Raw genomic sequence first — 21783 nt, forward strand, 5'->3', positions numbered from 1 at the left:
CGCCCCCTTACTTTTTTTCTGTTGCATGTCCTCCAAATTCATTACGGAGCGCAGCAACGACCTTTCCTGTAAACGTATCGTCTGTTAACGAACGGTATCTCATCAAGAGGGACATCGCGATCACCGGAGCTGCTGTCTGCAGATCTAGTGCCGTTTCCACTGTCCATTTCCCTTCCCCGGAGGAATGCATGACGCCTTTGATCTGGTCCAGCCTCGCGTCTTTAGAAAAAGCTCGCTCAGTCAGCCCCATAAGCCACGACCTTATGACAGAGCCATGATTCCATACCCTTGCGACTTTCTCATAGTCAAATTCAAACGGACTGTTTTCCAGCACTTCAAATCCTTCACCAATGGCAGCCATCATTCCGTACTCAATGCCATTATGAATCATTTTCAAAAAGTGGCCGCTGCCCGCTTCTCCGGCATATAAATATCCATTTTCAACAGCAGTATCCCGAAACAGCGGCTCCGCGATACGCCATGCTTCGGGGTCTCCTCCAACCATATAACAAGCCCCGTGACGCGCTCCCTCCATACCGCCCGAAGTTCCGGCGTCGAGATAATGAAGACCGGCTTCTTTCATTTGATTGTAGCGCCGGATCGATTCTTTATAATGAGAATTTCCAGCCTCAATGATAATATCCCCTTCGTTTAATAACGGTGCCACATCACTCAGTACAGCATCTACAACGCCGTGCGGCACCATCACCCACAGAATTCGCGGCGTATCTAATAATGAAATCAACTCTTTTATATTTGTTGTCCCCTCAGCCCCATAAGATATCAGTTCATCAACAGCCGCTTGATTCACGTCATAACCGATTGCTTGATGATTGCGGTCGATCAATTGCTTTCCTATGTTTATGCCCATTTTCCCTAAGCCGATCAATCCTATTTTCATGTGAGTTCCTCCTGGTTGTCTAAACTCTAAAGCCATTACTCTTTATGTTCCCTGTGAACTGCTATGTGATACGTCCTGTTTTCTCAAATAAAAAACAAAAGCGGGCCGCGATCAGCAAGAGTAATTCCTTTTATCCCCAGTAACTTACTGCTCCGTGTCATATCGTTTTTGTATGATCTTTATCATAAAGAAGACTTGATAATCATTTGGCGGCTTCATGCATGACAGCAAAAATCGCGGAAACATTCTTGATTTCCTCTCTATTTAAGTTAAAATATGGGAAGGGAATTCAACTTATTTCTAGTTAAGAAGGTGACAACTTGCAGGATCAAACACAAACTATCATTGGAATTACGAAAACCGCGAAATGTTTATTATACGGTACACTTGCAATCATCGGTCTTCTCATTGGTTATTTTTTTCATCAGCTTGCGAAATGGGCATTATCCCTGCCGTGGATTCCATTAGAAGGCCCTCTTCGGCTTGTTACCTCTTTTCACGGATCACCGGTTAAGTTTATCACCGCGCTGCTTGGCCTGATTGCAGGTATATGGTTCGCTCATTCAATCATGAAATTGCTATTAACTGTACAGATTACAAACGACTCCGTAGCATTAATGAAAGGCAAGCATGTTCAAACGATCAACTCCGAAGACATTGCTCTGGTATTTATTGATCACAAACGGCTTGTCCTCTTAGGAACAGACGGATATGAACTGGCACGTGAAGAAATAGATGAAAAACCTAAAATCATTGAGCAAGCCTTTAAAAAGCACCATTACGTGTGGTCGGCTGAAGGTGACCCGTTTAAAGACAAATTTCGGCGATGGGTACCTGAATCACCCGATCTCTCTCCAAGCGCTCATGCTATATTGAAGGCTCGTCAGAAAGCACTGAAAGAAGAGGAAACAGACGACATTGAAGATTTCCGTCTTGAACTTGCAAAGATCGGGATTGTTGTACGTGAAGAAGGAACACGCCAGTATTGGCGAAAAGCAGAATCGTATCCTCCTCAGGAAAATCAGCCTAGCGGCAAAATAGGATCATAGCAAAAGAGGCTCAGAATTGAGCCTCTTTTTTTATTACTGAACAATAAACAACACTTTGGTGCCATCTGGATAACTGCTCATTTGATTTCCTACCCATGAACCGGCACCGCGATTATCAGAAGGCGTTACATATCGGACATCGGCTCCGGCGCCTCCTTCTTCACAAACTGCCATCGGCCATTCATCCCGATCGTAGCCAGGCTTCGTCGGAATTCCTTTTAATGATTCCTCCCGCCTTTTGTCCGCCCCATCACGATCAATTGTACATATATCAGAATGTCCTTCGGCAATCGCATCTCTTATATGATCCCCGGTTTCCGGATAACGAGACAACGGAAAGTATAAAATTTTGTCATATAAAGCAGCCCCCTTGACCTGTTGCGGAGCCGTCATATCCTTTCCCAACAAACAAAGAAAAACTGCTGCCGCCAGAAAAAGCATTGCCATCCATCTTTTCATCCTCATCCCCCCATACCATACAGTTTCGTTTATTTAAATGTATGGGAGCAGCGTAAAGATTATTTTAAAAAACAAAACCTCAGCTCTCCATTGAGAAATTTCCCGGTACAGACACAGACAGCCTTCCGATCACATACATTGACATATAGGCTTTTGCCTACATAATCATGTGGAGGTGACGATGGTGACAGGTGTTTTCGCAGCGCTCGGTTTTGTAGTTAAAGAGCTTGTCTTTTTAGTATCTTACGTGAAAAACAATGCCTTTCCACAACCGCTCTCAAGCAGCGAGGAAAAAAAATACTTAGAGCTCATGGCTAAAGGGGATGAACATGCCAGAAACATGCTGATTGAGCATAATCTTCGCTTGGTCGCCCATATTGTAAAAAAGTTTGAAAATACAGGTGAAGACGCAGAGGACTTAATCTCCATCGGAACAATCGGGCTGATCAAAGGAATTGAAAGCTATTCCGCCGGAAAAGGGACAAAACTGGCGACGTATGCTGCGCGGTGTATTGAAAATGAGATTGTAATTACAAAAGGGGGGTGCATACACCCCTCTTTAATAAGTTTCAATATATACGGTGTCAGAATCCACAACGGTAACTTCTTTCACGATAAAGTTAACAATTGTTTTTTTATCTTCAAGAGTTAAGTTATCTGCACCGATTGATTGAAAATAGTCGATGGCTCTTTTTAGAGCATTTTCACTTGAGCTCGTATCATCTAGGACTTTCATTTTTGATTGGATTTCGTTACACTTTTCAGTAAGCTGGTTTTGCTTTTTTTGCAGTTCAATAATTTGTGCTTTGATTTCATCAATATCTAAATCATCGTCATCGCTTAGGCTGATTAGCGTTAAAAGACGCTTGCGGCCTTTTTTTGTTTTCTCTATCTCTTTTTGAATGAGTTCTAATTCATCAGACAGGTGATTTGATTGTTCAATCTCTTTAAAAGAAGCATACTTTTGAGGATTTGTGATGAATTTAAAAATTTCACCCCATACATGCCGGTTCAATTTATTCTCAGACATTTCTTTTCCGCAGCCGCGGTCCTTTGCCCCAGAATAATTTTTCCGACAAGTATACACATAGTAGTCTTTACCATGTGATTTTCTTTTCTTTCCTGTCATGGTATTTCCGCACTTCCCGCATCTAACCAAACCGGATAACAAATAATTGTGAGGACTGATACTCAAGTGCTTTCGTTTACTTTGGCCTAAAAGCTCTTGAGCATAGTCCCATTGTTCGGCTGGAATTATTGCTGGAATTTTAACAGTGATTTGTTCTTCTTCAGGCCTTATTTTAATTATAGATTTGTTCCCTGCCTGTTTTGAAACATAGGAACCCTCTGTATCATATTTATACTGTTTATGTTCACCCTTATAAGAAGAGTTCATTAATATTTGTCGAACAACCTGCCTGTGCCATACTTTGGCGCCTTTTTTGGTTTTAACCCCCATCTGGGTTAAATGTAGAGCAATACCATTTACTCTGCCGAAAAAAGGGCTTTTATGATCGGTGAAATAGTTAAAAATCATTCGAATAATTTTGGCTTCCTCTTCAAATATCGCAAGAGTTCTTCTCTCTTTAACAAATTTATAGCCATATAGTTTGGAATCTTTAATAATCATGCCTTTTTTCATTTTTTGAAGTCGGCCGCTTGAAGTCCGTTCTTTGATTTTGGCTTTTTCAAATTCTGAAATTGCCCCGCGCATTGCGAAAAACAATTGACCCTCTGGAGAATTGGCATACTCACCATTTACAAAAATCAAGGGTATGTTTCGCTTTCGCAGTTCATCATCAATGATAAGCTGATTCATTAATTTCCGAGAAAGTCGGTCAGGATCATAACAAATAACTTGACTTATAAGTCCTTTGCTTGCATCCTCCCTCAGGCGATTCAAAGCCGGACGTTCTAAAAGCTCTCCAGAAAATCCTTCATCGGCATACTTCAGCACATCCTTAGTCCCTGCTTTCTTTATGCAGGCCTCGATCTGGCTGTCGATGCTCGATCCCTTGATCGCTTGTTCCTCGGTCGATACCCTTACATATATTGCTATCACCCTGGATCTCCTTCCTATAAAGTTTTATTAAATAATGATAGCAATCGTTAATGCATTTGTCAGCATGAGGTCCCTCGATGATTATTACCTTCATAAAATGCATCACCCCTTGGGTAATGCTATGTGACAAGTGTTTGTCCTAATGAGGTGATTTTCAATGAGTATGAAAACAAATAAAAAAACCGATGGTTTAAATCATCGGTTTCTTCTCTGACGTATACGACGCCCACTAGTCCCTCAACATAGTAAATCCATATCATTGGTTATGAAAGCTAATTTTCATTACACTCTGTATATTCACTTTGCACCATTTCTATACGTTTATATGAAATATGGTTAAAAAATGGTGAGCTAAAACGATAAAGATCCAACCTGTTCATTTGGTATCCTTATTACTCAAGGACCTCAATAAAATGAGCACTGTTTTTAGGTTATTAAACCACTGAATATTTTTATGGTATTGCACGTGTCCCTGGTGGCATGTCTATTAAAATAGCCATATGAAAATAAATACTGCTCCTATGAATTTTTTTGAGAAGAAAACTGTGACTATGAGTACGAACTTAATAAGATCGATGAATTGCAAACCAAAATTAAATGTACGTGAGGCTAAATGTGAATTACTCTAAAGTGAAAAAATTCTTTGATGAGAATAAAAAATATTCAATTCTTATTGGAGAAGTCATTGATAAACAAATTAAAGAGATAGAAGAAGATCTCAGAGTAACCCTTCCAGACAGTTATAAGTGGTTTTAACTGAGTATGGTTCAGGAGGCACGTTCGGACTATGATACTCGGTTATGACTCTCATGGAGCTGAAGTTGTAGAGCAAACAAAAGAATACAGAACGTTTTACAAGCGTATACCAGGTCTAGTTGTTATTGAGTATATAGATGAATACTTTTATTGTCTTGATACAAATAAAATGGTAGATGGCGAATATCCTGTTATCCTTTGGGACAACCATGAAGGATACGGTTATACTGCTGTAAATAATTTTCTTCAATAACCCCTTGGTTCATTGATGATATGAAATTTTGATAGTAGTAATTATATAATCCTCTCTAACAACTCTCCCACTTTTTCTGCCATAGCACGAGGTGGATAAGGCATTTCATTTTTTAGCCACCATTCCACTACTCCCACGTAAGCATTTGCAACAAATTCAACAATGACATCTTCACTTTGGCCATAATTTTTGCCTTTCGTTATATCTACATCTTTCTTAAACTCTTCGATATTAAACTTAAGGAACTGACTGCGAAAATATCGAGCTCCCTCACTGGCCAACATCGTCGAAAAGAATAAATAATTACTCTCAAGATATTCCATGCAGTGAACAGTCGATTCAATCCAATCCATTTCAGTAGCTGACTCGCAAAAATCTCCCATATTGTTTATATGTTCTTCCATAATCTTATCTAATAGATCAAATTTATCTAAGTAATGAAGATAAATGGTTCCTCGATTAACATTTGCTCTGTCAGCAATATCCTTAATTGTAATGTGATCAAAACTTTTTTCACTCATCAGCTCAATCAGAGCACTCTTAATCGCTTCTTGACTTTTGGTTATTCTTCTATCCACTTTGGACATAGCTGGTCACCACACTTTCTTAAGATCATCAACAATTTAGGTTGAAGTGTTGATTAATCAACGAATTACGTTCATTTAACCATTGAGAGCATCGTGTATCTATTTATAATTATAAACAAATGTTGATTAATCAATCAACGATGCTTTCAACAAAGTCAATATACACCATTTAATTACAAGAGAATTATTTTTAAAACAAAAGTAAGAAAGGGTGTTATTTAAAATTGAAAAAAAAGTTTACTATCACGCTTGTACTCACAGGGATATCATTGGGCTTGCTTTTATCCGCGGTGACCTTTGCATCAAAGACTAGTGCTGACGTTGCATCAAAGGCTAGCGTTGACACTGTATCCAAGAGCGTTGGATACAAGCCTGATCTGTCCAATGGAGCAGACAACTTTTACAAAAGCAACAAGGTAAACAAAAAGAATGTTTCGTTTAAAAATCAATACAACATGAAAGTTGCAGGGAATCTTTTTATTCCTAAAGGTTTGAATCAGAACACCAAAAATCCCGCGATCATTGTCGGGCATCCTATGGGCGCAGTAAAAGAACAAAGTTCAAATCTGTATGCGCAAAAAATGGCTGAAAAGGGATTCGTTACGTTGTCCTTGGATTTGTCTTTCTGGGGAGAGAGTGAAGGTCAGCCTCGCAACGCTGTTTCGCCAGATATCTATGCCGAGGATTTCAGTGCTGCGGTGGATTTCCTAGGCACCCGGCCGTTTGTTGACAAGGAGCGGATTGGTGTTCTAGGGATTTGTGGCAGCGGGAGCTTTGCCATCAGCGCAGCCAAGATCGACCCGCGCATGAAAGCCGTTGCGACAGTCAGTATGTACGACATGGGTGCTGCTAACCGTAACGGGCTTAAACACTCGCAGACTCTCGAGCAGAGAAAGAAGATTCTCGAAGAGGCAGCGGAGCAACGCTATGCGGAGTTCACAGGCGGCAAAACCAAATACACCAGTGGGACAGTACATGAACTGAATGAAAAATCTACCGCCATTGAGCGAGAGTTTTATGACTTCTACCGCACTCCAAGAGGTGAATACACGCCTAAAGGATCGTCGCCAGAACTCACAACGCACCCGACGCTCACCAGCAACGTCAAATTCATGAATTTTTACCCATTCGAAGATATACAGACGATTTCTCCTCGTCCAATGCTTTTCATCACAGGTGAAAACGCTCATTCCAGAGAGTTTAGTGAAGAAGCCTACAAGCTGGCGGGCAAACCGAAGGAAATCTACATTGTTCCGGGTGCAGGTCACGTGGATCTGTATGACCGAGTGAATCTAATCCCTTTTGACAAGCTCGAGTCCTTCTTCAAAAAAAACCTGAAGAAAAAATAGTCGGATTGAAAATTGCAGAGAGCTTTGCGTACCAATGGTACTTCAAACGAAACAATTATAATAAAGCAAATCTTCCTGGATTCTCATTTTTTAAAACAAAGTAATTTTATAAAATGAGTTTTATTTCTCTAAAATTCCTTTGTCAATAATAATGTTATGAGGTGAAGAATGATTAAAAAACAGTTTATTGTCAATAAGGAAACAGGATTTGCGAGACCAGCAATCCTGTTAGTAAGTTTAGCTCATCAATTTGCATCAGATATCTTTCTTGAATGCCGTGGGAAAAGAATCAATCTAAAACACTCACCTAAGTCTATAATGGACATTATGGACTTGGAAATTAAACCTGGAACCGAAATATATTTAAAGGCTATTGGAGCTGACGAGGTTCAGGCTATCGAAATGATCAAAGATAGTTTAATAAAAAATGATTATGTACAGTAAAACTCTATCTTCTTACAAACTAAAGACACTGATATGCAGGTTATACAAATACTTAGCTTTTTCTAAAATAATCAACAATATTTGTTGACTTGTTGAATAATCAACGAATTGCATTCATTTAATCATTGTATGTATCACATATCTAATTAATAATAATAAACAAATGTTCATTATTCGATCGATGTTCATTTAAATGAAAGAAATCTTGGACACAATATAAAGAAATGTTTCAAAGAAGGGTGTTATGCAATATGTCAAATATTCAAGGTAAAGTTGTGATTATTATAGGTGCATCAAGTGGGATTGGCGAAGCAACTACTAAGAAACTTGCACAAGAAGGAGCAAAACTAGTTATAGCTGCTCGTCGTGAAGATCGTTTGAAAGCTCTTGTTGAAACGTTACCCAACGCGGAAATTTCATATGCTGTTGCAGATGTAACGAATAAAGAAGATGTTCAAGCAGTTGTAGATTTGGCAGTTAAAAAATATGGCCGTATAGATGTAATGTACAATAACGCTGGAATCATGCCAACTGCTCCACTTTCAGAAACTCGCTTTGATGAATGGCGTCAAATGTTGGATATTAACATTATGGGTGTTTTAAATGGAATTGCTGCTGCATTACCTATTATGAAACAACAACAGTCCGGTCACATTATTGCAACTGATTCCGTAGCTGGACATGTTGTTTATCCAGATTCAGCTGTATACTGCGGGACTAAGTTTGCGGTTAGAGCGATTATGGAGGGATTGCGTCAGGAGGAAAGGGAAAATAATATTCGGTCAACTATTGTTTCACCGGGTGCTGTCAGTACTGAACTTTATACAACAATTAATGATCCTAAAAACCGCGAATGGGTAAAGGATCTTATGGATACAGGAGAAGGTTTTTCTCTTAAACCAAGCGATATTGCAGATGCAGTAGCTTATACGATCAGTACGCCTGAAACCGTTGCAGTAAGTGAAATTTTGATTCGTCCAACCAAACAAGTTATCTAATGAATGTTGGCGATTAAGGATTATTAGCCCTGCATGCCAGTTACTTTAAATTCTATAAAAAAAAAATGCCCCTATATGGTTTGGGGCATTTTTTACTATTGCTTGTTGATCCATCAATAAAGATTGGAGTTGTTATTTTGGTTAAACGAAATAATTTATTAATATTAATACTCACCGTAGGAACTTTCGGCATTATCAATACTGAAATGGGGGTTATAGGGATATTACCCTCTATTGCTGATTATTTTCATATTAGTGTATCTAAGGCCGGGTGGCTGGTAAGTCTCTTTGCACTTACTGTTGCTATTTGCGGTCCTACTATGCCGTTATTATTTTCGGGGATCAATCGCAAGAAGGTAATGTTACTTGTACTTGGTATTTTTGTTCTGGGTAACATTGTCTCTCTGTTTGCAACAAACTTTACGATAGCTATCATTGCTCGTGTAATTCCAGCCATTTTTCACCCCATTTATTTTTCAGCGGCTTTTACAATAGCTGCTAACTCAGTTGACAAGAAAGAAGCTCCAAAAGCTGTTGCCAAGGTACTTATGGGCGTTTCTGCAGGTATGGTACTTGGTGTACCAATCGCAAGTTTTCTTGCTAGTACAGTTTCGCTTCATATCGCAATGTTATTCTTTGCAATTGTGAATGCTCTAACATTCATTGCTACATTAGTATTTTTTCCTTCTATGCCTGTAAAAGAAAAACTTTCTTACGGCAAACAGGTAAGTGTATTAAAAAAAACAATTACTTGGCTTTCCATTGTTACAGTCATTTTAATAAATTCAGCAATATTTGGGGTTTATAGTTATCTTGCTGAGTATCTGAAAACAGTTACGAATATGTCTCCTAATACAATTAGTTTCATATTAGTCATATTCGGTGTGGCAAACATCATTGGGAATATTATTGCAGGTAAGTTACTTACTAAAGATACCATCAAGACTGTTGTTTCTTACCCATTTGTATTAGGAATTGTATACATCATATTATTTTTAATAGGACAATTTACTTTACCAATGGCTGTCATTACTTTAGTTTGGGGAATAGTAGCTGGTATAGGAAATAATATAAATCAATATTGGATTACGTCTGCTGCACCAGAAGCTCCTGATTTCGCAAATGGATTATTTGTAACATCTGCTAATGTAGGAACAACAATTGGTACAGCTGTAGGTGGATTATTTATATCACAATTAGGTACACAATACGTCGTGTTAGTAGGATTTTTATCAGTTATATTGAGCTTGATATCGATTTTACTCAGAACGAACATGTATAGTCCCACAAAACAATTTTTTAGATAAACTCGATATTTTAATGAACTTTCATTTCATATTTTTATTAAGAAAGAGCCGACTGTCCTTTTGAGGATGATCGGCTTTTTCATACCTTATTTATTCAACAGATAAGTCAGGCATTTCAACATTTAACGTCATTTATCTGACAATCATATGAACTGTAAATAAATAACTTACTTTAAGTTAGTGGACAATTTTGGTCACAAAATATAATTTCCTCGAACACTCAAAAAAATACCAAAGGTCTAAAACCCTTGGTATCATTGATGCGGCCGAGAGGACTTGAACCTCCACGGGTTATTCACCCACTAGGCCTCAATAAAGTGAAACTGTGTTTTCTGTTACAAAACCTTTATATATCAGTGTTTATTTATTTTGATTATGTTGTTTTGCAATGATTTATTCATATTGTGGAGTAAAAATGGAGTAGTTTTTTTCATCACCAGAAAATTACATGTCATTGGTGGCATATTCGCTAGAATAACCACATATCTTTTGTTTTCTCTGCAAGACAGTAAAAGATAGCCTAGCTTGAAATAAAAAACTAATTACTAACTGATTAGTAACTAGTTTAGAGTTAAATCTATTTTGAATAAATTAAATTTTTGGTCTCACCATATCTTCTGGCTTGAACATCTCTTCAAACATTGTTTTTCTGTTAGTAAATTGAGTTTCGCAGCAACCTCTTTTAATGTCAAACCTTCTTTTAAAGTGATATGAGTGGTGATCGACAATTACCTATTTTTATACCAACCTTATTATAGTGCGCTTTTATATTAACAATAGGTTGATTGTTTGTAACCTCATTTATTAGGTCGTTTAATTTATTTAGATTAACCGGTTTATTCTCTAACAAGTTATTGAAAGCTTCTTTGACTTCTCGAGGATAAACATTCCCTACCATACTCGACAAACCGTTACATCCATTATTGATTAACTCTAGGAAATTTACATCTCCTGCTGCAAACATAATAAAGTCTTTAGAAAGATTGGTTTGTTGATGACGATGAACGTCGCCTCCTTCTTTCAGTCCAATAATATTAGGATGCCGGCTGACCAAGTCTTTAAGTGCTTTCTGGCTCAAATCAAAGCCAGTTCGGGCAGGGTTATTATAAAGCACAACCTCTTTAGACGTATGGCTAAGCAGTTCATCAACATAATAAATAGCTTGCTGTTGTGTTGGTTTTATATAAGGCGGAAAGCCAAGTAATATAACATCTATATTGGTTTTTTCGATTTTTTCAATAAGCTTTCTAGCATCACTTGTTCTTATAGATGACACACCAAACATCAGTTCAATATCCTCAAATTTTTGCTGATTGAAATGTTCAATGATTTGTATACGTTCATTAATGCTGAGTGAATGTTGTTCACCAGTAGTGCCGCATATAAGCAAGGAATCGATTCCGTTGTTTCGTAAATATTCAACAATAGGGTCAAAGCCTTCTAAAAATAAACTCTCATTTTCATAAAAAGGAGTAGGAATAGCAACATTAAAATTTTTCATTATAAGCAATCCTCCAACTTATAAACTTATTGCATTTTTTTGTTTATATTTTCTTTCATTAAACTAGAGATTATTTGTTCGTGTGTATGTGGTATTAGACTGAGTTGGTTAACGACTAATTCCTGCCGTAATATCGAATGATTTTGACTTAGCTTCGCTTTCCCCTCTATTTTGTTGATTTTGATTTTAAAACCTTTTACCCCTTTGTTCATGCCCGCTAACAATTTAGAATCGACATCCCCTATTTTGTATGGACTGTCAGGGCTTTCGTATTTCAATACCAGATCACTCATTGAATTTATTGTTTCTTCCTCATCCAAAAGTTCAACTTCCCCGTAAACATGAGCAGATACGTAATTCCATGTAGGTACAGCCTGATTCGTCTCATACCACTTGGGCGAAATATAACAATGAGGCCCTTGAAAAACTGCTAAAACGGATTGGCTTACGATATCTTTCCACTGAGGATTCGGTTGAGCCAAATGACCGTATAAGTAATTTTTATCGTTGCTTATCATCAAGGGCAAATGGGTTGCATACGGCATACCATCGTGCACTGAAAACAATGTTGCAAAACCATACTCTTTTATAACATCGCAAGCTTCGTCTTCACTAAGCTGAAATGGGGCGGGGATATACATAAAACCCTCCTTTCTAAAAATGGATTGATCAAGCGCCTTTAGGGTATAATATGATACTAACTGACATTTTAAAAGGTACAATTCCAAATAAATATACATGTCAGGGGAGAAGACGATGAAAAACATTATTTTTGCTTTTAAAAGTAATACTCCTAAATACAAACAAATTTACGAGCAATTCAAAGCATTAATTGAGCAAGGAAATATACAAGCAAATGAACAATTACCATCCATTCGTGAACTGGCAAATTCCCTGCAGGTAAGTCGCAATACAACGCTAATGGCCTACGATCTACTTTTAGCGGAGGGATACATTCGGGGCGAAAAAAGAAAAGGGTATTTTGTAAATGAAGTAAACCCCCTTTTGTTTCAACGAAAAAATGACTCTTTTCAAAGTAAGCAAACAAAAACGTTAGAAGAAAGGGTTCTGATTGATTTTCGTGCAGGTGCTGTAGATCAAAAGCATTTCCCTCTGAAAACATGGAGGAAATTGTATAATCAAGTTTTGACATTAGAGAAAAGCTACCTATACGGTGAAGCATTCGGTGAAATACAGCTACGTGAACAAGTAGCTGCTTATTTGTTAGAATCCCGCGGGGTGAAAACTGATGCAAATTCCATTATCATTGGCAGCAGTACTCAGCAAATGTTAATTTATCTTGGTCATATTCTGAAAGATGAATTTTCTGGGATCATAGTTGAGGACCCAGGTTTTGACGGGGCGAGAGAAGCATTTCAATTTCATGGGTTTTCTCTAGAAACATTACCTGTCTTTGAAAGTGGGGCTGATTTTTCGAAGTTAAATTCAATGAAAGAAAAATTAATTTATGTGACACCTTCTCATCATAGCCCTTACGGAGTAAGCATGCCCATTCAGCAACGTCAAACACTTATCAATTGGATTAATAAAAAAGAGGGATATATTCTTGAAGATGATTACGACAGTGAATTCCGTTATACGCAGCAGCCATTTCCTGCCCTTGCCTCCATTCATTCAGAAAGAGTAATCTATTTAGGAAATTTCTCAAAATCCTTTCTTCCAGGCGTTCGCCTAAGCTATATGGTTTTACCCCAACCTATATTACATCTATACAAAAACCGTTTTCTTCATTTCGAAAGTACTGCTTCTTTGCTTAACCAACTAACCATGGCCGAATTTATGAAAGAAGGTGAATGGGCCCGGCATATTAAACGCATGCGTACCATATATAGACGCAAAATGCAGCACTTTACTTCAAATTTAAAGAAGCAGTTCGGAGATCATTTAACGATTATTGGTGAGCAGTCTGGATTATATATATTAGTGAAAGTTCATCTTAACTATTCAGAAGAAAGATTAATCCAACGTGCTTTAAAGTATGGAGTAAAAGTATATCCTACTAACATTTATTTCGTTAATAGAAATCCTAATAGACCAATCATAAAGTTAGGTTTCGCTCATCTCAACTTTGATGAAATAACACAGGGTGTAAAACTTTTGAAAAATGCTTGGTTGTAATACACATATCTTAGTTTTGTCTTATTTAAAAAATTAGAAATGGTTAATTATATTAGATTTTGGACTTCATTAGGATGCATCTTATTTCTTTATTACTTGTATTTAATCCCAAGTCTGTTAAAATAACAACCTAGAAAATGTAATAATAGCCATTATATTATATACAGGGTGGTCTGATGGAGTTAAAAGACAAAATAAAACAAGTTGCCATATACCTCAGAAAAGTTTAATCCAGCTAGATGGCATGTATTAACTTGATGCACTGTTGTTTTCTTTTCAAAGGTAAATTTATAAAAAATAGTTAATTCCTTGAGTATTTCACTTTTCGGTGTTACAGATAAAATGTGGAAATCCGTCACCATTACAACTTTTCCTCGGATACGAAAAGCATAGCTCCCCGCATCTGAGGCAAAAGTACAATTAGAACTGTTCTGTGCCTGTTGCTATCTTGTCGAAATCCACATTCGTCAACTGTTTTGAGACTTCCCATAATCGCTTCGCTGTGTTCATATCTTGTGCCTCAGGTGTTATTTTAGCAGGTGCGGGGAATCCCTTTATTTCTCTAGTGCCACCCGGTCCATAATACTGTCCGCTCTCTGCCTCTGGAGATGTTGCAGCAAAAAGCGTCGGCAAAGCCCCTTGTTCAGCTGACTGCAACATAAATTTTCCAAACAGACGAATGGGAAGTGGGGCTTTATTATTCTTTGTTCCAGTGTCAACCAAATCTGTTCGAGATAAGCCTGGGTGAGCAGCAATGCTCATCACTCCCCACTTTTCAGATTCACTGCGACGATGAAGCTCAAGTGAAAAAATCAGGTTAGCCAGCTTTGATTGCCCGTATACCGGCATTGGCTTATAGTTTTGTTCAGATTGCAAATCATCGAAGTTAATCACCCCATGATTGGCGGCAAGGGCACAGACAGTCACTACACGAGAGTTGCGACTTTTTCGCAAAAGCGGCATAAGATGAGCTGTCAATGCAAAATGTCCAAGGTGATTTGTGCCAAATTGCAATTCAAAGCCATCTTTTGTAACTTGCCGCTTTGGAATCGTCATCACTGCGGCATTATTGATTAGAACATCCAGATTTTGATACTTACTACTTATTCGCTTTCCGAAAGCTTCAATAGATGCAAGGTCAGCAAGATCTAGCTCTTCAAAATGAATGTTTGCCGAAGGAACACTTGACTGAATTTTTTCGATTGCTGCCTCCCCCTTGTTTCTATTTCTTCCTGCCATAATCACCTCTGCACCTGCACGACTTAGAGCTAAAGCATTTATATAGCCCAACCCACCTGTACCTGTGACAATAATCAAACGACCTCTCTGAGAGGGAATATCGGACATCTTCCAAACACCTTTTTCTTGTATGTTTCCCATAACTTTTTCTCCTTTTCTATTACTTACTTCAAAAAGGTTGATTATAGTTAGTCACGTGAATTAATTATTTTGCGATCAAAGAAATATTTGTCAACTCAAAACATAATTCTAGCAAAAATAGATAAAGCTAAACGATCAATGCGCAATATAAGTAATCATGTCCAAAATAGAAGCATCAATTCGTTGTTCTAATTCGTCTGCTAATTGAAAACGTATTTTTTGTTCGCTGCTTTCAGTACGTTCGATCTGATTATCTACTGCAAAAACATTCTCTCCAAAACATTTGACTCCCATAGATGCTAACAGAGGTTTTAATGCGTAGTCTATTGAAAGTAAATTTGAAATGGTTCCTCCTACAAAGTAGGCCGCTGCTATTTTATCTTTAAAACCTTTTTGGGGTAATAAATCGATATAGCTTTTGAGAACTCCAGTATAAGTTGTTTTGTATACCGGACTTGCAATAATAATTCCTGACGCTTCTTCAACCTTAGTATGCGCAGCCAGTATAGGCTTACTGTTAAAATTAGCGTGTATTAAATCTTCTGCAGGCAATGAAGGTACATCAATAATCGTCACATCACATCCGTTTTGTTCTAGTTTTAATCTTGCATAATTTATTACACCATTTATACGGGATTTTTCGTTTGGACTTCCGGATATTATCGCTATTTTTCTCATCTTCTGCTCCCCCGTATCCATTTATTTTTCAAAATGCGTTGCTACACCAAGTGTCATGATATGTTGCGGAGGCACACCCATCAGTACTCTTCCGTATAACTCCAGTCCGGTTGATGCTGTAGTAAGTGCATGATTAGCCCCACCTCTAATGTCGCGGAATATTCCTGACAAACGATTGGAATCGGCAATGACACTTCCTCCGCTTTCTGCCACTAGCATATCTACTGCTTCCCAGCACAACATAGCCGCATACGTAATATCGGTCTGGATTTGGGCAAATTCTTTTAAGCTGAATTTTTCTCCACTCTGAACATGATGCTCTAAATTTTCAATCGTTCGGCTAATATGAAGGTGAGCTGATTCAACCTTCATGGCTGCAAGTCCTACTTTATATTGAATATGCCCAACATTCGCTTGAGAAGTATGGGTTGTCATTGTAATCCCTTTACAAGGTGCTTTTTCAACAAAAAATTCCAATGCCCCTCTGGCAAGCCCGAGAATAGCGCTTATCCCTGTTGTTATGGCGGTGATAACATTTACATAAGGTCTATACCTGTCACGTCCCTTTAATTCTACTGGTGAAAAATTCTGGTGGCTCATGTCCTGGCGTATTACATAGTGTTCCGGAATAAATACATTTTTCATTTCCAAACTGTTACTTGCGGATCCTTTTAGGCTCATTGTATACCAATCATCCACAATTGTTACATCATTCATAGGCACGACTGCCAGCATCATTTCCGGATTCTCGCTTTGTTGCAAGGACTTCATATCCATCAAATTTAACAATGCATGGGTGGCATGTTTGGAACCAGAGCCAAATCCCCAAAAGCCCTTCTCTACTAAATAACCTCCGTCTACTTTTTTCACAACCGCTTTACGTGCCTGTAAAACAGAACAGAAACGCACTTCCTCATCCTGGTTAAAGATCGAATCCAAAACTTCAGACGATAAGGACAACGAAGCGTTGTAATTATTTCCGTTTATGATTTGAACGACCCAACCAACAGAACCATTTCCTTTTGCTACTTCAGAAATAATTTCGACCATTGCACGGATACTCACTTCATGACCGCCATACTTTTTTAATGTACCGAGCTTAAAGAGTCCTGCCTCCGAAACTTTTTGTATAACTTCATCTGGAATATGTCGGTCTTCATCAATTTTAGCTGCAAATTTTTGAAGGTAGGGAACGAGTTCTGTGGCGTTCCTGAGTAATTGTTGTTCATGAGCAGTAAGTTGATGATTTGTACTTAAATTAGCCATCGATTGCACTCCTTTTTCTACACTTGTATAATAACGTGTGTTTGTAGTTTAAATATTATGGTGTATAATAAAATGAATCAACCGATAAAATGATCAATATGTCGAATAACGGTACAGAAAGAGGTAATTGTCTTGGATAAGCACACAACTGATGACTTACGGGTGAGAAGAACACATAAGCTTCTTTACAATGCATTATTGGATTTAATGGAAAAGTACTCCTTTGAAACAATAACCGTGAAACAAATTTGTGATCTAGCCATGGTACATAGAACCACGTTTTACACTCATTTTAATGACAAATTTGACTTGCTTTCCCATGCACTAAGACAAATTGCTGAGGATGAATTTAAGCTTGGCCAACTTACTCCTTCTGAAAGTTTTCAAGAGCTATTTTCAATAGCAACAAAACATAAAAAATTGTTTTCACAGCTCCTGGCGGAAGAAAGAGATTCTCTGAGGAATTTGTTACGAAGAGAAATGGGATCGGGCATGAAGCAGCACTTGATTGAAGATTGTTCGATTGAGAACAACTCGATTGACATGCAGATTGCTGTAGAGGCCTATGTTGGCGCTGTCCTTGGAGTGTTAAATTGGTGGATTGAAAACAATATGCCTATTGATCAAGAAAACCTTTATAAACAGTTAACAGAGTGGGTTTTCCTAAAGCAATAAATAAAATGGAGAAGTTTGTATTTACTTATAATTACTGTGGTAAGCTAAATATAAATAAAACTGAAAGAAGGTGATCCCATGCCCACTAACAATAAACCCAATAGATTAATCGCTGAGAAGTCTCCATATTTACTTCAACATGCTCATAACCCTGTGAATTGGTTTCCTTGGGGAGAAGAAGCATTCGAAAAAGCGAAACGCGAAAACAAACCTGTTCTCGCATCTATTGGGTATAGCTAGCTCGGGTAGCTACACGCACATGTCATTGGTGACAAGTCATGAACTCCTATAATAAATATAAAGCAAAAAAGATACCAATATGCTTTGGTATCTTCATCTAAATCGAGTCCCTCAATAAAGTGGATCAGTTACAAAAGCCTGTATATTTATTTGAATCATTTTTTACTCAATACGGGGATAATATGGGCACTGTTTTTAATCCGTCCAATTAAAAAAATGAAGGTTCTTCCCCTTCCCATTAGTCCCAAACTTGATCTCCTGCAATTTTAAAACCAGCTTTTGAAGGTCTATCTTATCTACGAAGTGAGTTTTTTAATGAACTAATCTCCAAAACCACCTAATTCCCCATCGCACAGATTCTTCATGAGAACCAAAAAGTTATTGCGGTCTCACCGAAAATTTAAATTGCGGTGCCCTATTGCCTTTTTCTGCGAACGAAAACTTGTTAATATTTACATTACTAGTAGAGTTAAGGGAAGGGTGAATATCTTGATATCAATCACATCAGCTGAAGTGGGAATGAAAATTAATGAATGGCATAGGCATATTCAAAAATTCAACGTTACTGATGCTGAAATGTTAAAAGCTGAAATAGAACGTGATATAGAGGTTATGGAAGAAGATCAAGATTTGCTTATTTATTATCAATTGATGGCCTTTCGCCATAAGATCATGTTGGAATACACGCTGCCATCTGATGAAAACCGAATGGAACTTTCAGAATATTTAAAGAAAATCGAAGGCCATAAGAAAAAACTAGACAATATGCGGGCATATTATTATAACTTCTTCCGCGGGATGTATGAGTTTAGAAACGGTGAATACACAAAGGCCATTACATATTACAAAAAAGCTGAACGCAAAATTCCAACGATCTCCGACAAGATTGAAAAAGCTGAGTTTTATTTTAAGTTATCCGAAGTCTATTATCATATGAAAATGACTCATATCTCAATGCACTACGCTGAACTTTCATACAATATCTATAAAAAACATGAACTTTATTCTGTTCGGCGTATTCAGTGCCATTTTGTCATTGCCGGTAACTACGATGACCTTGAGAACCATGAAAAAGCTCTCCCCCACCTTCAAGAAGCTTTAAAAGGTGCTGAGCTGCTTAAAAGTAAAAATACTCACATCTATGCCACCGCATTTTTCAATCTCGGTAACTGCTATCACAAAATGGACAACCTAAATAAGGCTGCACGTTATATCGAACAAGCCTTGGTTCAATACAGAAAAATAAACTCTGACGTACTTCCGCAAGCTTATCATGACCTAGCTTTGATTTATTTTAAACAAGGTAAAAAAGAACAAGCAATGGATTGCTTCCGCAAAGGAATCAGAAGCGCTGTAGACTTTAAAGACGAACTTTTTATGAACTTATTTGAAGCATTAGACGTTCTTTATATAAGAAATGGCGATACACCTAAACTCCTCAACATTTTTTCTCGTTTAGAGAACGGCAAAGGATACCCTTATCTGGAAGAGCTGGCATTGTTAGGAGGCAACCTTTTCGATTATAATGGAAAAATAGAGGATAGTATCATCTGTTTCAAGAAGATGGTATATGCTCAAAAGCAAATATCGAAAGGGGAATGCATGTATGAAATCTAAATTGTTTATCAGTTTATCCGCCGTTTTAATTGGACTTGCCTTTTTCGGATCTATGTCTAATGGCGAAATGAAGGAAGCATCCCGGAATGTAACTCTAGCACCTACTCATGAATTCCTTGTTTGATTCGATAAACAACATTAGTTCTAATTCCCTTTAGCCGTTTCATAACGGCTTTTTCTTATTTTAGACATCAAGTAAACCTCTCGACCAACTATTACATTCCCTCGAAACAGGTCAAAAGACACAGATCTAATGATTCATTTCCACCCTTTGATCCACAAACAGTTAGTTTCATCATTCTTCCATGGTAATATTTTGTTATGACGATTAAATGAAAGGATATGATCATGAAAGTCTTTGAAGCTAAAACACTTATGTCTGAAGCTACAGACCGCGCCAAAGAATATAAAGAACTAAGGACGCAAATGGTCAACTTGAGAAAAGCTTTACAAAGCGTCGCTGAACTTGACGACAGCGAATTCTCAGGTAAAGGCGCTAATAACATTAAAGCATTCTATCACGATCATGTTGGTGTCACTGATCAATGGATCGATTACATTGACATGAAAATCGCATTTTTTAACAGCATTGCCGGAGCTTTCGAGGACAAAGGTCTCTCTGATGCTTATATTGAAGAATCTTTTTTAGAACATGAACTGGCTAACGCCCATAAAAAATCAAAGTCCATCATGTCTGAACAGAAAAAAGCCATGAAAGATATTCTAAACGATATCGACGACATCCTCCCGCTCGACTTGTTTTCAACAGAAACCTTCAAGGATGAGCTTGCAGATGCCAATGATAAACGCAAAAAAACAATTGAAAAACTAGGTGACCTTGACGAAGATTTACTGACAGAATATGCCCTGTCAGAACCTAATGAACAATTCATCAAGTCAGACTTCCAAAAGCTCCAAGAAGCAACGGGCAAAGGCAAAAACGCTACGCCCATTCACTACAACGCCAAGGCGTACCGTGAGAGTGATATACATAAGAAAAAAGGCGATATTGAAAAGCGAACGGAAGCTTATTTGAAGATTAAAAAGAAAGAAGAAAAAGAACGGGAAATCGAAAAGTTGAAAGAAAGACTGAAAAATTACGACTATGCTGATGCAGATGAATTCTATTCAATGGCTAAAACAATTGGGTATGAAAATCTAACAGCAGATCAACAAAGATATTTCACACAGATTGAAAACACACGGGAACTAATGGCTGGAGCCAAAGGTACTGTTACCGCCCTTTATGATATGACAGCTGAAACATTAGACTATATGGCACACAATCACCCTGTCGACATGTTTATTAATTCTGCAGTTGCAGTTTATCACTATGATTCTACGTTTAACTCAATAAAAGATGCAATAATAACCTCCTATGTTAGAGACGTAAAGAACGGAGACGCAGAATCAACATCTCACTGGATTACATGTGCAGCAGTAAACATCTTTGCTTTAAAAGGTGCTGGTTCAGTTGCTAAAATAGGAGTGAAAACAGCCGGAAAAGCTGCAGTCAAAAAAGTGTCTAAAAAACTGGATGAAACTCCTGATCCACTAACAGCAATTAAACCGTTTGTCATGCGAGATGATGTTGTTGTAGCAGGTGGTGTGCCGTATAATGTCATCAACGATGTGAGTGCAAAAGACAGGCTACTTCAGCTTGCTAAAAAATTAGATGAAACAAGAAAACCATTTACAGGTAAGGAAATAAATCTCCCTTGGTTAAATAAAGAAAAGTACAGTGCTGTTGAAATAGACGGCAAAGTAAAGGTTAAAGGTGAAGTTAGAGATGTAAGCCGGAGAGTCTATACCTTAAAGGACATTGATATTAATCAAAAAACTCCAAGAGGAAAAACCAATCTTGAATTAATGAAGGATGGTAAATCTCCTTATGCTAAAGACGGAACACAGATTAACTTACATCACCTCATACAAGAAGAAAGTGGAACATTGCTTGAGATACCTAACAGTTTACATACAAAGTATAGTGATGTGATACATGGCCTAAAAGGTAATGGCGAAAGCTTTAGAAATGATGTTTACTTGGAGAAACAATACAATAACTTTAAGACAAGGTATTGGAAGTGGAGAGCAAAACAATATGAGAAAGAATAAGGGGTTA

At 37.7% G+C, this 21783-nt stretch carries 19 protein-coding genes and 5 pseudogenes; 13 read left to right on the plus strand and 11 right to left on the minus strand.

The genetic code is table 11. The features are described 5' to 3' along the window. Positions 1-7: 7 nt before the first annotated feature. The gene (gene gnd, locus WA325_RS04660) at positions 8-901 is read right to left on the minus strand and encodes a phosphogluconate dehydrogenase (NAD(+)-dependent, decarboxylating) (RefSeq protein ID WP_202852916.1); all 894 of its coding nucleotides are present in this window, start codon (positions 899-901) and stop codon (positions 8-10) included. 320 nt (positions 902-1221) lie between these two features. Here gnd and WA325_RS04665 point away from each other — a divergent pair, with 320 nt between their 5' ends. Further along, positions 1222-1950, plus strand: coding sequence for a YqeB family protein (locus WA325_RS04665; protein ID WP_127696749.1), 729 nt, complete (start codon positions 1222-1224; stop codon positions 1948-1950). 33 nt (positions 1951-1983) lie between these two features. On the opposite strand, the gene WA325_RS04670 is transcribed toward WA325_RS04665, so the two are convergent. Further along, positions 1984-2409: a NucA/NucB deoxyribonuclease domain-containing protein gene (locus WA325_RS04670; RefSeq protein ID WP_105990405.1), complete on the minus strand. Its 426-nt coding sequence runs from the start codon at positions 2407-2409 to the stop codon at positions 1984-1986. A gap of 181 nt (positions 2410-2590) precedes the next feature. On the opposite strand from WA325_RS04670, the pseudogene WA325_RS04675 reads away from it, so the two are divergent. Further along, positions 2591-2941, plus strand: a pseudogene (locus WA325_RS04675) (sigma-70 family RNA polymerase sigma factor); the annotation flags it as partial. Positions 2942-2968: 27 nt separating this feature from the next. On the opposite strand, the gene spoIVCA reads toward WA325_RS04675, so the two are convergent. Together spoIVCA and WA325_RS04685 are read right to left on the minus strand one after the other, a co-directional pair. Further along, positions 2969-4429 carry a site-specific DNA recombinase SpoIVCA gene (gene spoIVCA / locus WA325_RS04680; protein WP_336183399.1) on the minus strand — a complete coding sequence of 487 codons (1461 nt, stop codon included), beginning with the start codon at positions 4427-4429 and terminating at the stop codon, positions 2969-2971. Next, positions 4387-4565, minus strand: a pseudogene (locus WA325_RS04685) (hypothetical protein). Before WA325_RS04685 ends, spoIVCA begins: the two are co-directional and overlap by 43 nt. 521 nt (positions 4566-5086) lie before the next feature. Here WA325_RS04685 and WA325_RS04690 point away from each other — a divergent pair. Beyond that, positions 5087-5480, plus strand: a pseudogene (locus WA325_RS04690) (SMI1/KNR4 family protein). Between the two features lie 41 nt (positions 5481-5521). On the opposite strand, the gene WA325_RS04695 reads toward WA325_RS04690, so the two are convergent. Beyond that, positions 5522-6067: a TetR/AcrR family transcriptional regulator gene (locus tag WA325_RS04695; RefSeq protein WP_014112744.1), complete on the minus strand. Its 546-nt coding sequence runs from the start codon at positions 6065-6067 to the stop codon at positions 5522-5524. 224 nt (positions 6068-6291) lie between these two features. Here WA325_RS04695 and WA325_RS04700 point away from each other — a divergent pair, with 224 nt between their 5' ends. From WA325_RS04700 to WA325_RS04715, 4 genes are all read left to right on the plus strand, one after another. After that, the gene (locus WA325_RS04700) at positions 6292-7416 is read left to right on the plus strand and encodes an alpha/beta hydrolase (RefSeq protein ID WP_336183239.1); all 1125 of its coding nucleotides are present in this window, start codon (positions 6292-6294) and stop codon (positions 7414-7416) included. A 168-nt stretch (positions 7417-7584) separates the two neighbouring features. Further along, complete coding sequence (locus WA325_RS04705) at positions 7585-7860, plus strand: HPr family phosphocarrier protein (protein ID WP_014477407.1); 276 nt, start codon at positions 7585-7587, stop codon at positions 7858-7860. A gap of 251 nt (positions 7861-8111) precedes the next feature. Then, the gene (locus tag WA325_RS04710; RefSeq protein ID WP_322839703.1) at positions 8112-8858 is read left to right on the plus strand and encodes an SDR family oxidoreductase; all 747 of its coding nucleotides are present in this window, start codon (positions 8112-8114) and stop codon (positions 8856-8858) included. 137 nt (positions 8859-8995) lie between these two features. After that, on the plus strand, positions 8996-10165 hold the full coding sequence (locus WA325_RS04715; protein WP_336183240.1) for an MFS transporter: 1170 nt from the start codon (positions 8996-8998) through the stop codon (positions 10163-10165). Positions 10166-10756: 591 nt separating this feature from the next. On the opposite strand, the pseudogene WA325_RS21430 reads toward WA325_RS04715, so the two are convergent. From WA325_RS21430 to WA325_RS04725, 3 genes and pseudogenes are all read right to left on the minus strand, one after another. After that, a pseudogene (locus tag WA325_RS21430) lies at positions 10757-10866 on the minus strand (hypothetical protein); the annotation flags it as partial. Beyond that, complete coding sequence (locus WA325_RS04720) at positions 10866-11666, minus strand: dihydrodipicolinate synthase family protein (protein WP_336183241.1); 801 nt, start codon at positions 11664-11666, stop codon at positions 10866-10868. The gene WA325_RS04720 and the pseudogene WA325_RS21430, both read right to left, overlap by 1 nt. A gap of 26 nt (positions 11667-11692) precedes the next feature. After that, positions 11693-12307, minus strand: a complete 615-nt coding sequence (locus tag WA325_RS04725) for an FMN-binding negative transcriptional regulator (RefSeq protein ID WP_336183242.1) — start codon at positions 12305-12307, stop codon at positions 11693-11695. A gap of 115 nt (positions 12308-12422) precedes the next feature. Here WA325_RS04725 and pdxR point away from each other — a divergent pair, with 115 nt between their 5' ends. Then, positions 12423-13805 carry a MocR-like pyridoxine biosynthesis transcription factor PdxR gene (pdxR, locus tag WA325_RS04730; RefSeq protein ID WP_336183244.1) on the plus strand — a complete coding sequence of 461 codons (1383 nt, stop codon included), beginning with the start codon at positions 12423-12425 and terminating at the stop codon, positions 13803-13805. 420 nt (positions 13806-14225) lie between these two features. Here the strand turns inward: pdxR and WA325_RS04735 are convergent, their stop codons facing one another. The 3 genes from WA325_RS04735 to WA325_RS04745 form a co-directional block, all read right to left on the minus strand. Continuing rightward, positions 14226-15185 (minus strand): SDR family oxidoreductase, encoded by a 960-nt coding sequence (locus WA325_RS04735; protein WP_227099043.1) that lies wholly within the window; start codon positions 15183-15185, stop codon positions 14226-14228. 135 nt (positions 15186-15320) lie between these two features. Then, positions 15321-15863: an NADPH-dependent FMN reductase gene (gene ssuE, locus WA325_RS04740; protein ID WP_227099041.1), complete on the minus strand. Its 543-nt coding sequence runs from the start codon at positions 15861-15863 to the stop codon at positions 15321-15323. 21 nt (positions 15864-15884) lie between these two features. Continuing rightward, positions 15885-17129 (minus strand): acyl-CoA dehydrogenase family protein, encoded by a 1245-nt coding sequence (locus WA325_RS04745; RefSeq protein WP_336183246.1) that lies wholly within the window; start codon positions 17127-17129, stop codon positions 15885-15887. Between the two features lie 132 nt (positions 17130-17261). Between WA325_RS04745 and WA325_RS04750 the strand changes: the two genes are divergently transcribed. The 5 genes and pseudogenes from WA325_RS04750 to WA325_RS04770 all read left to right on the plus strand — a co-directional run bounded on the left by WA325_RS04750 (position 17262) and on the right by WA325_RS04770 (position 21776). After that, entirely contained in the window at positions 17262-17804 is a 543-nt protein-coding gene (locus WA325_RS04750) for a TetR/AcrR family transcriptional regulator (protein ID WP_227099038.1), read from the plus strand. 78 nt (positions 17805-17882) lie between these two features. Further along, positions 17883-18041: pseudogene (locus WA325_RS04755) on the plus strand (DUF255 domain-containing protein); the annotation flags it as partial. A gap of 492 nt (positions 18042-18533) precedes the next feature. Continuing rightward, the gene (rapE, locus tag WA325_RS04760; protein ID WP_029727091.1) at positions 18534-19661 is read left to right on the plus strand and encodes a response regulator aspartate phosphatase RapE; all 1128 of its coding nucleotides are present in this window, start codon (positions 18534-18536) and stop codon (positions 19659-19661) included. Continuing rightward, positions 19651-19785 (plus strand): phosphatase RapE inhibitor PhrE, encoded by a 135-nt coding sequence (gene phrE / locus WA325_RS04765; RefSeq protein ID WP_014114495.1) that lies wholly within the window; start codon positions 19651-19653, stop codon positions 19783-19785. Before rapE ends, phrE begins: the two co-directional genes overlap by 11 nt. A 224-nt stretch (positions 19786-20009) precedes the next feature. Beyond that, complete coding sequence (locus WA325_RS04770) at positions 20010-21776, plus strand: T7SS effector LXG polymorphic toxin (protein WP_336183250.1); 1767 nt, start codon at positions 20010-20012, stop codon at positions 21774-21776. Positions 21777-21783 lie beyond the last annotated feature (7 nt).

Source organism: Bacillus sp. 205(2023) (assembly GCF_037027485.1).
Taxonomy (GTDB): Bacteria; Bacillota; Bacilli; order Bacillales; family Bacillaceae; genus Bacillus; species Bacillus halotolerans.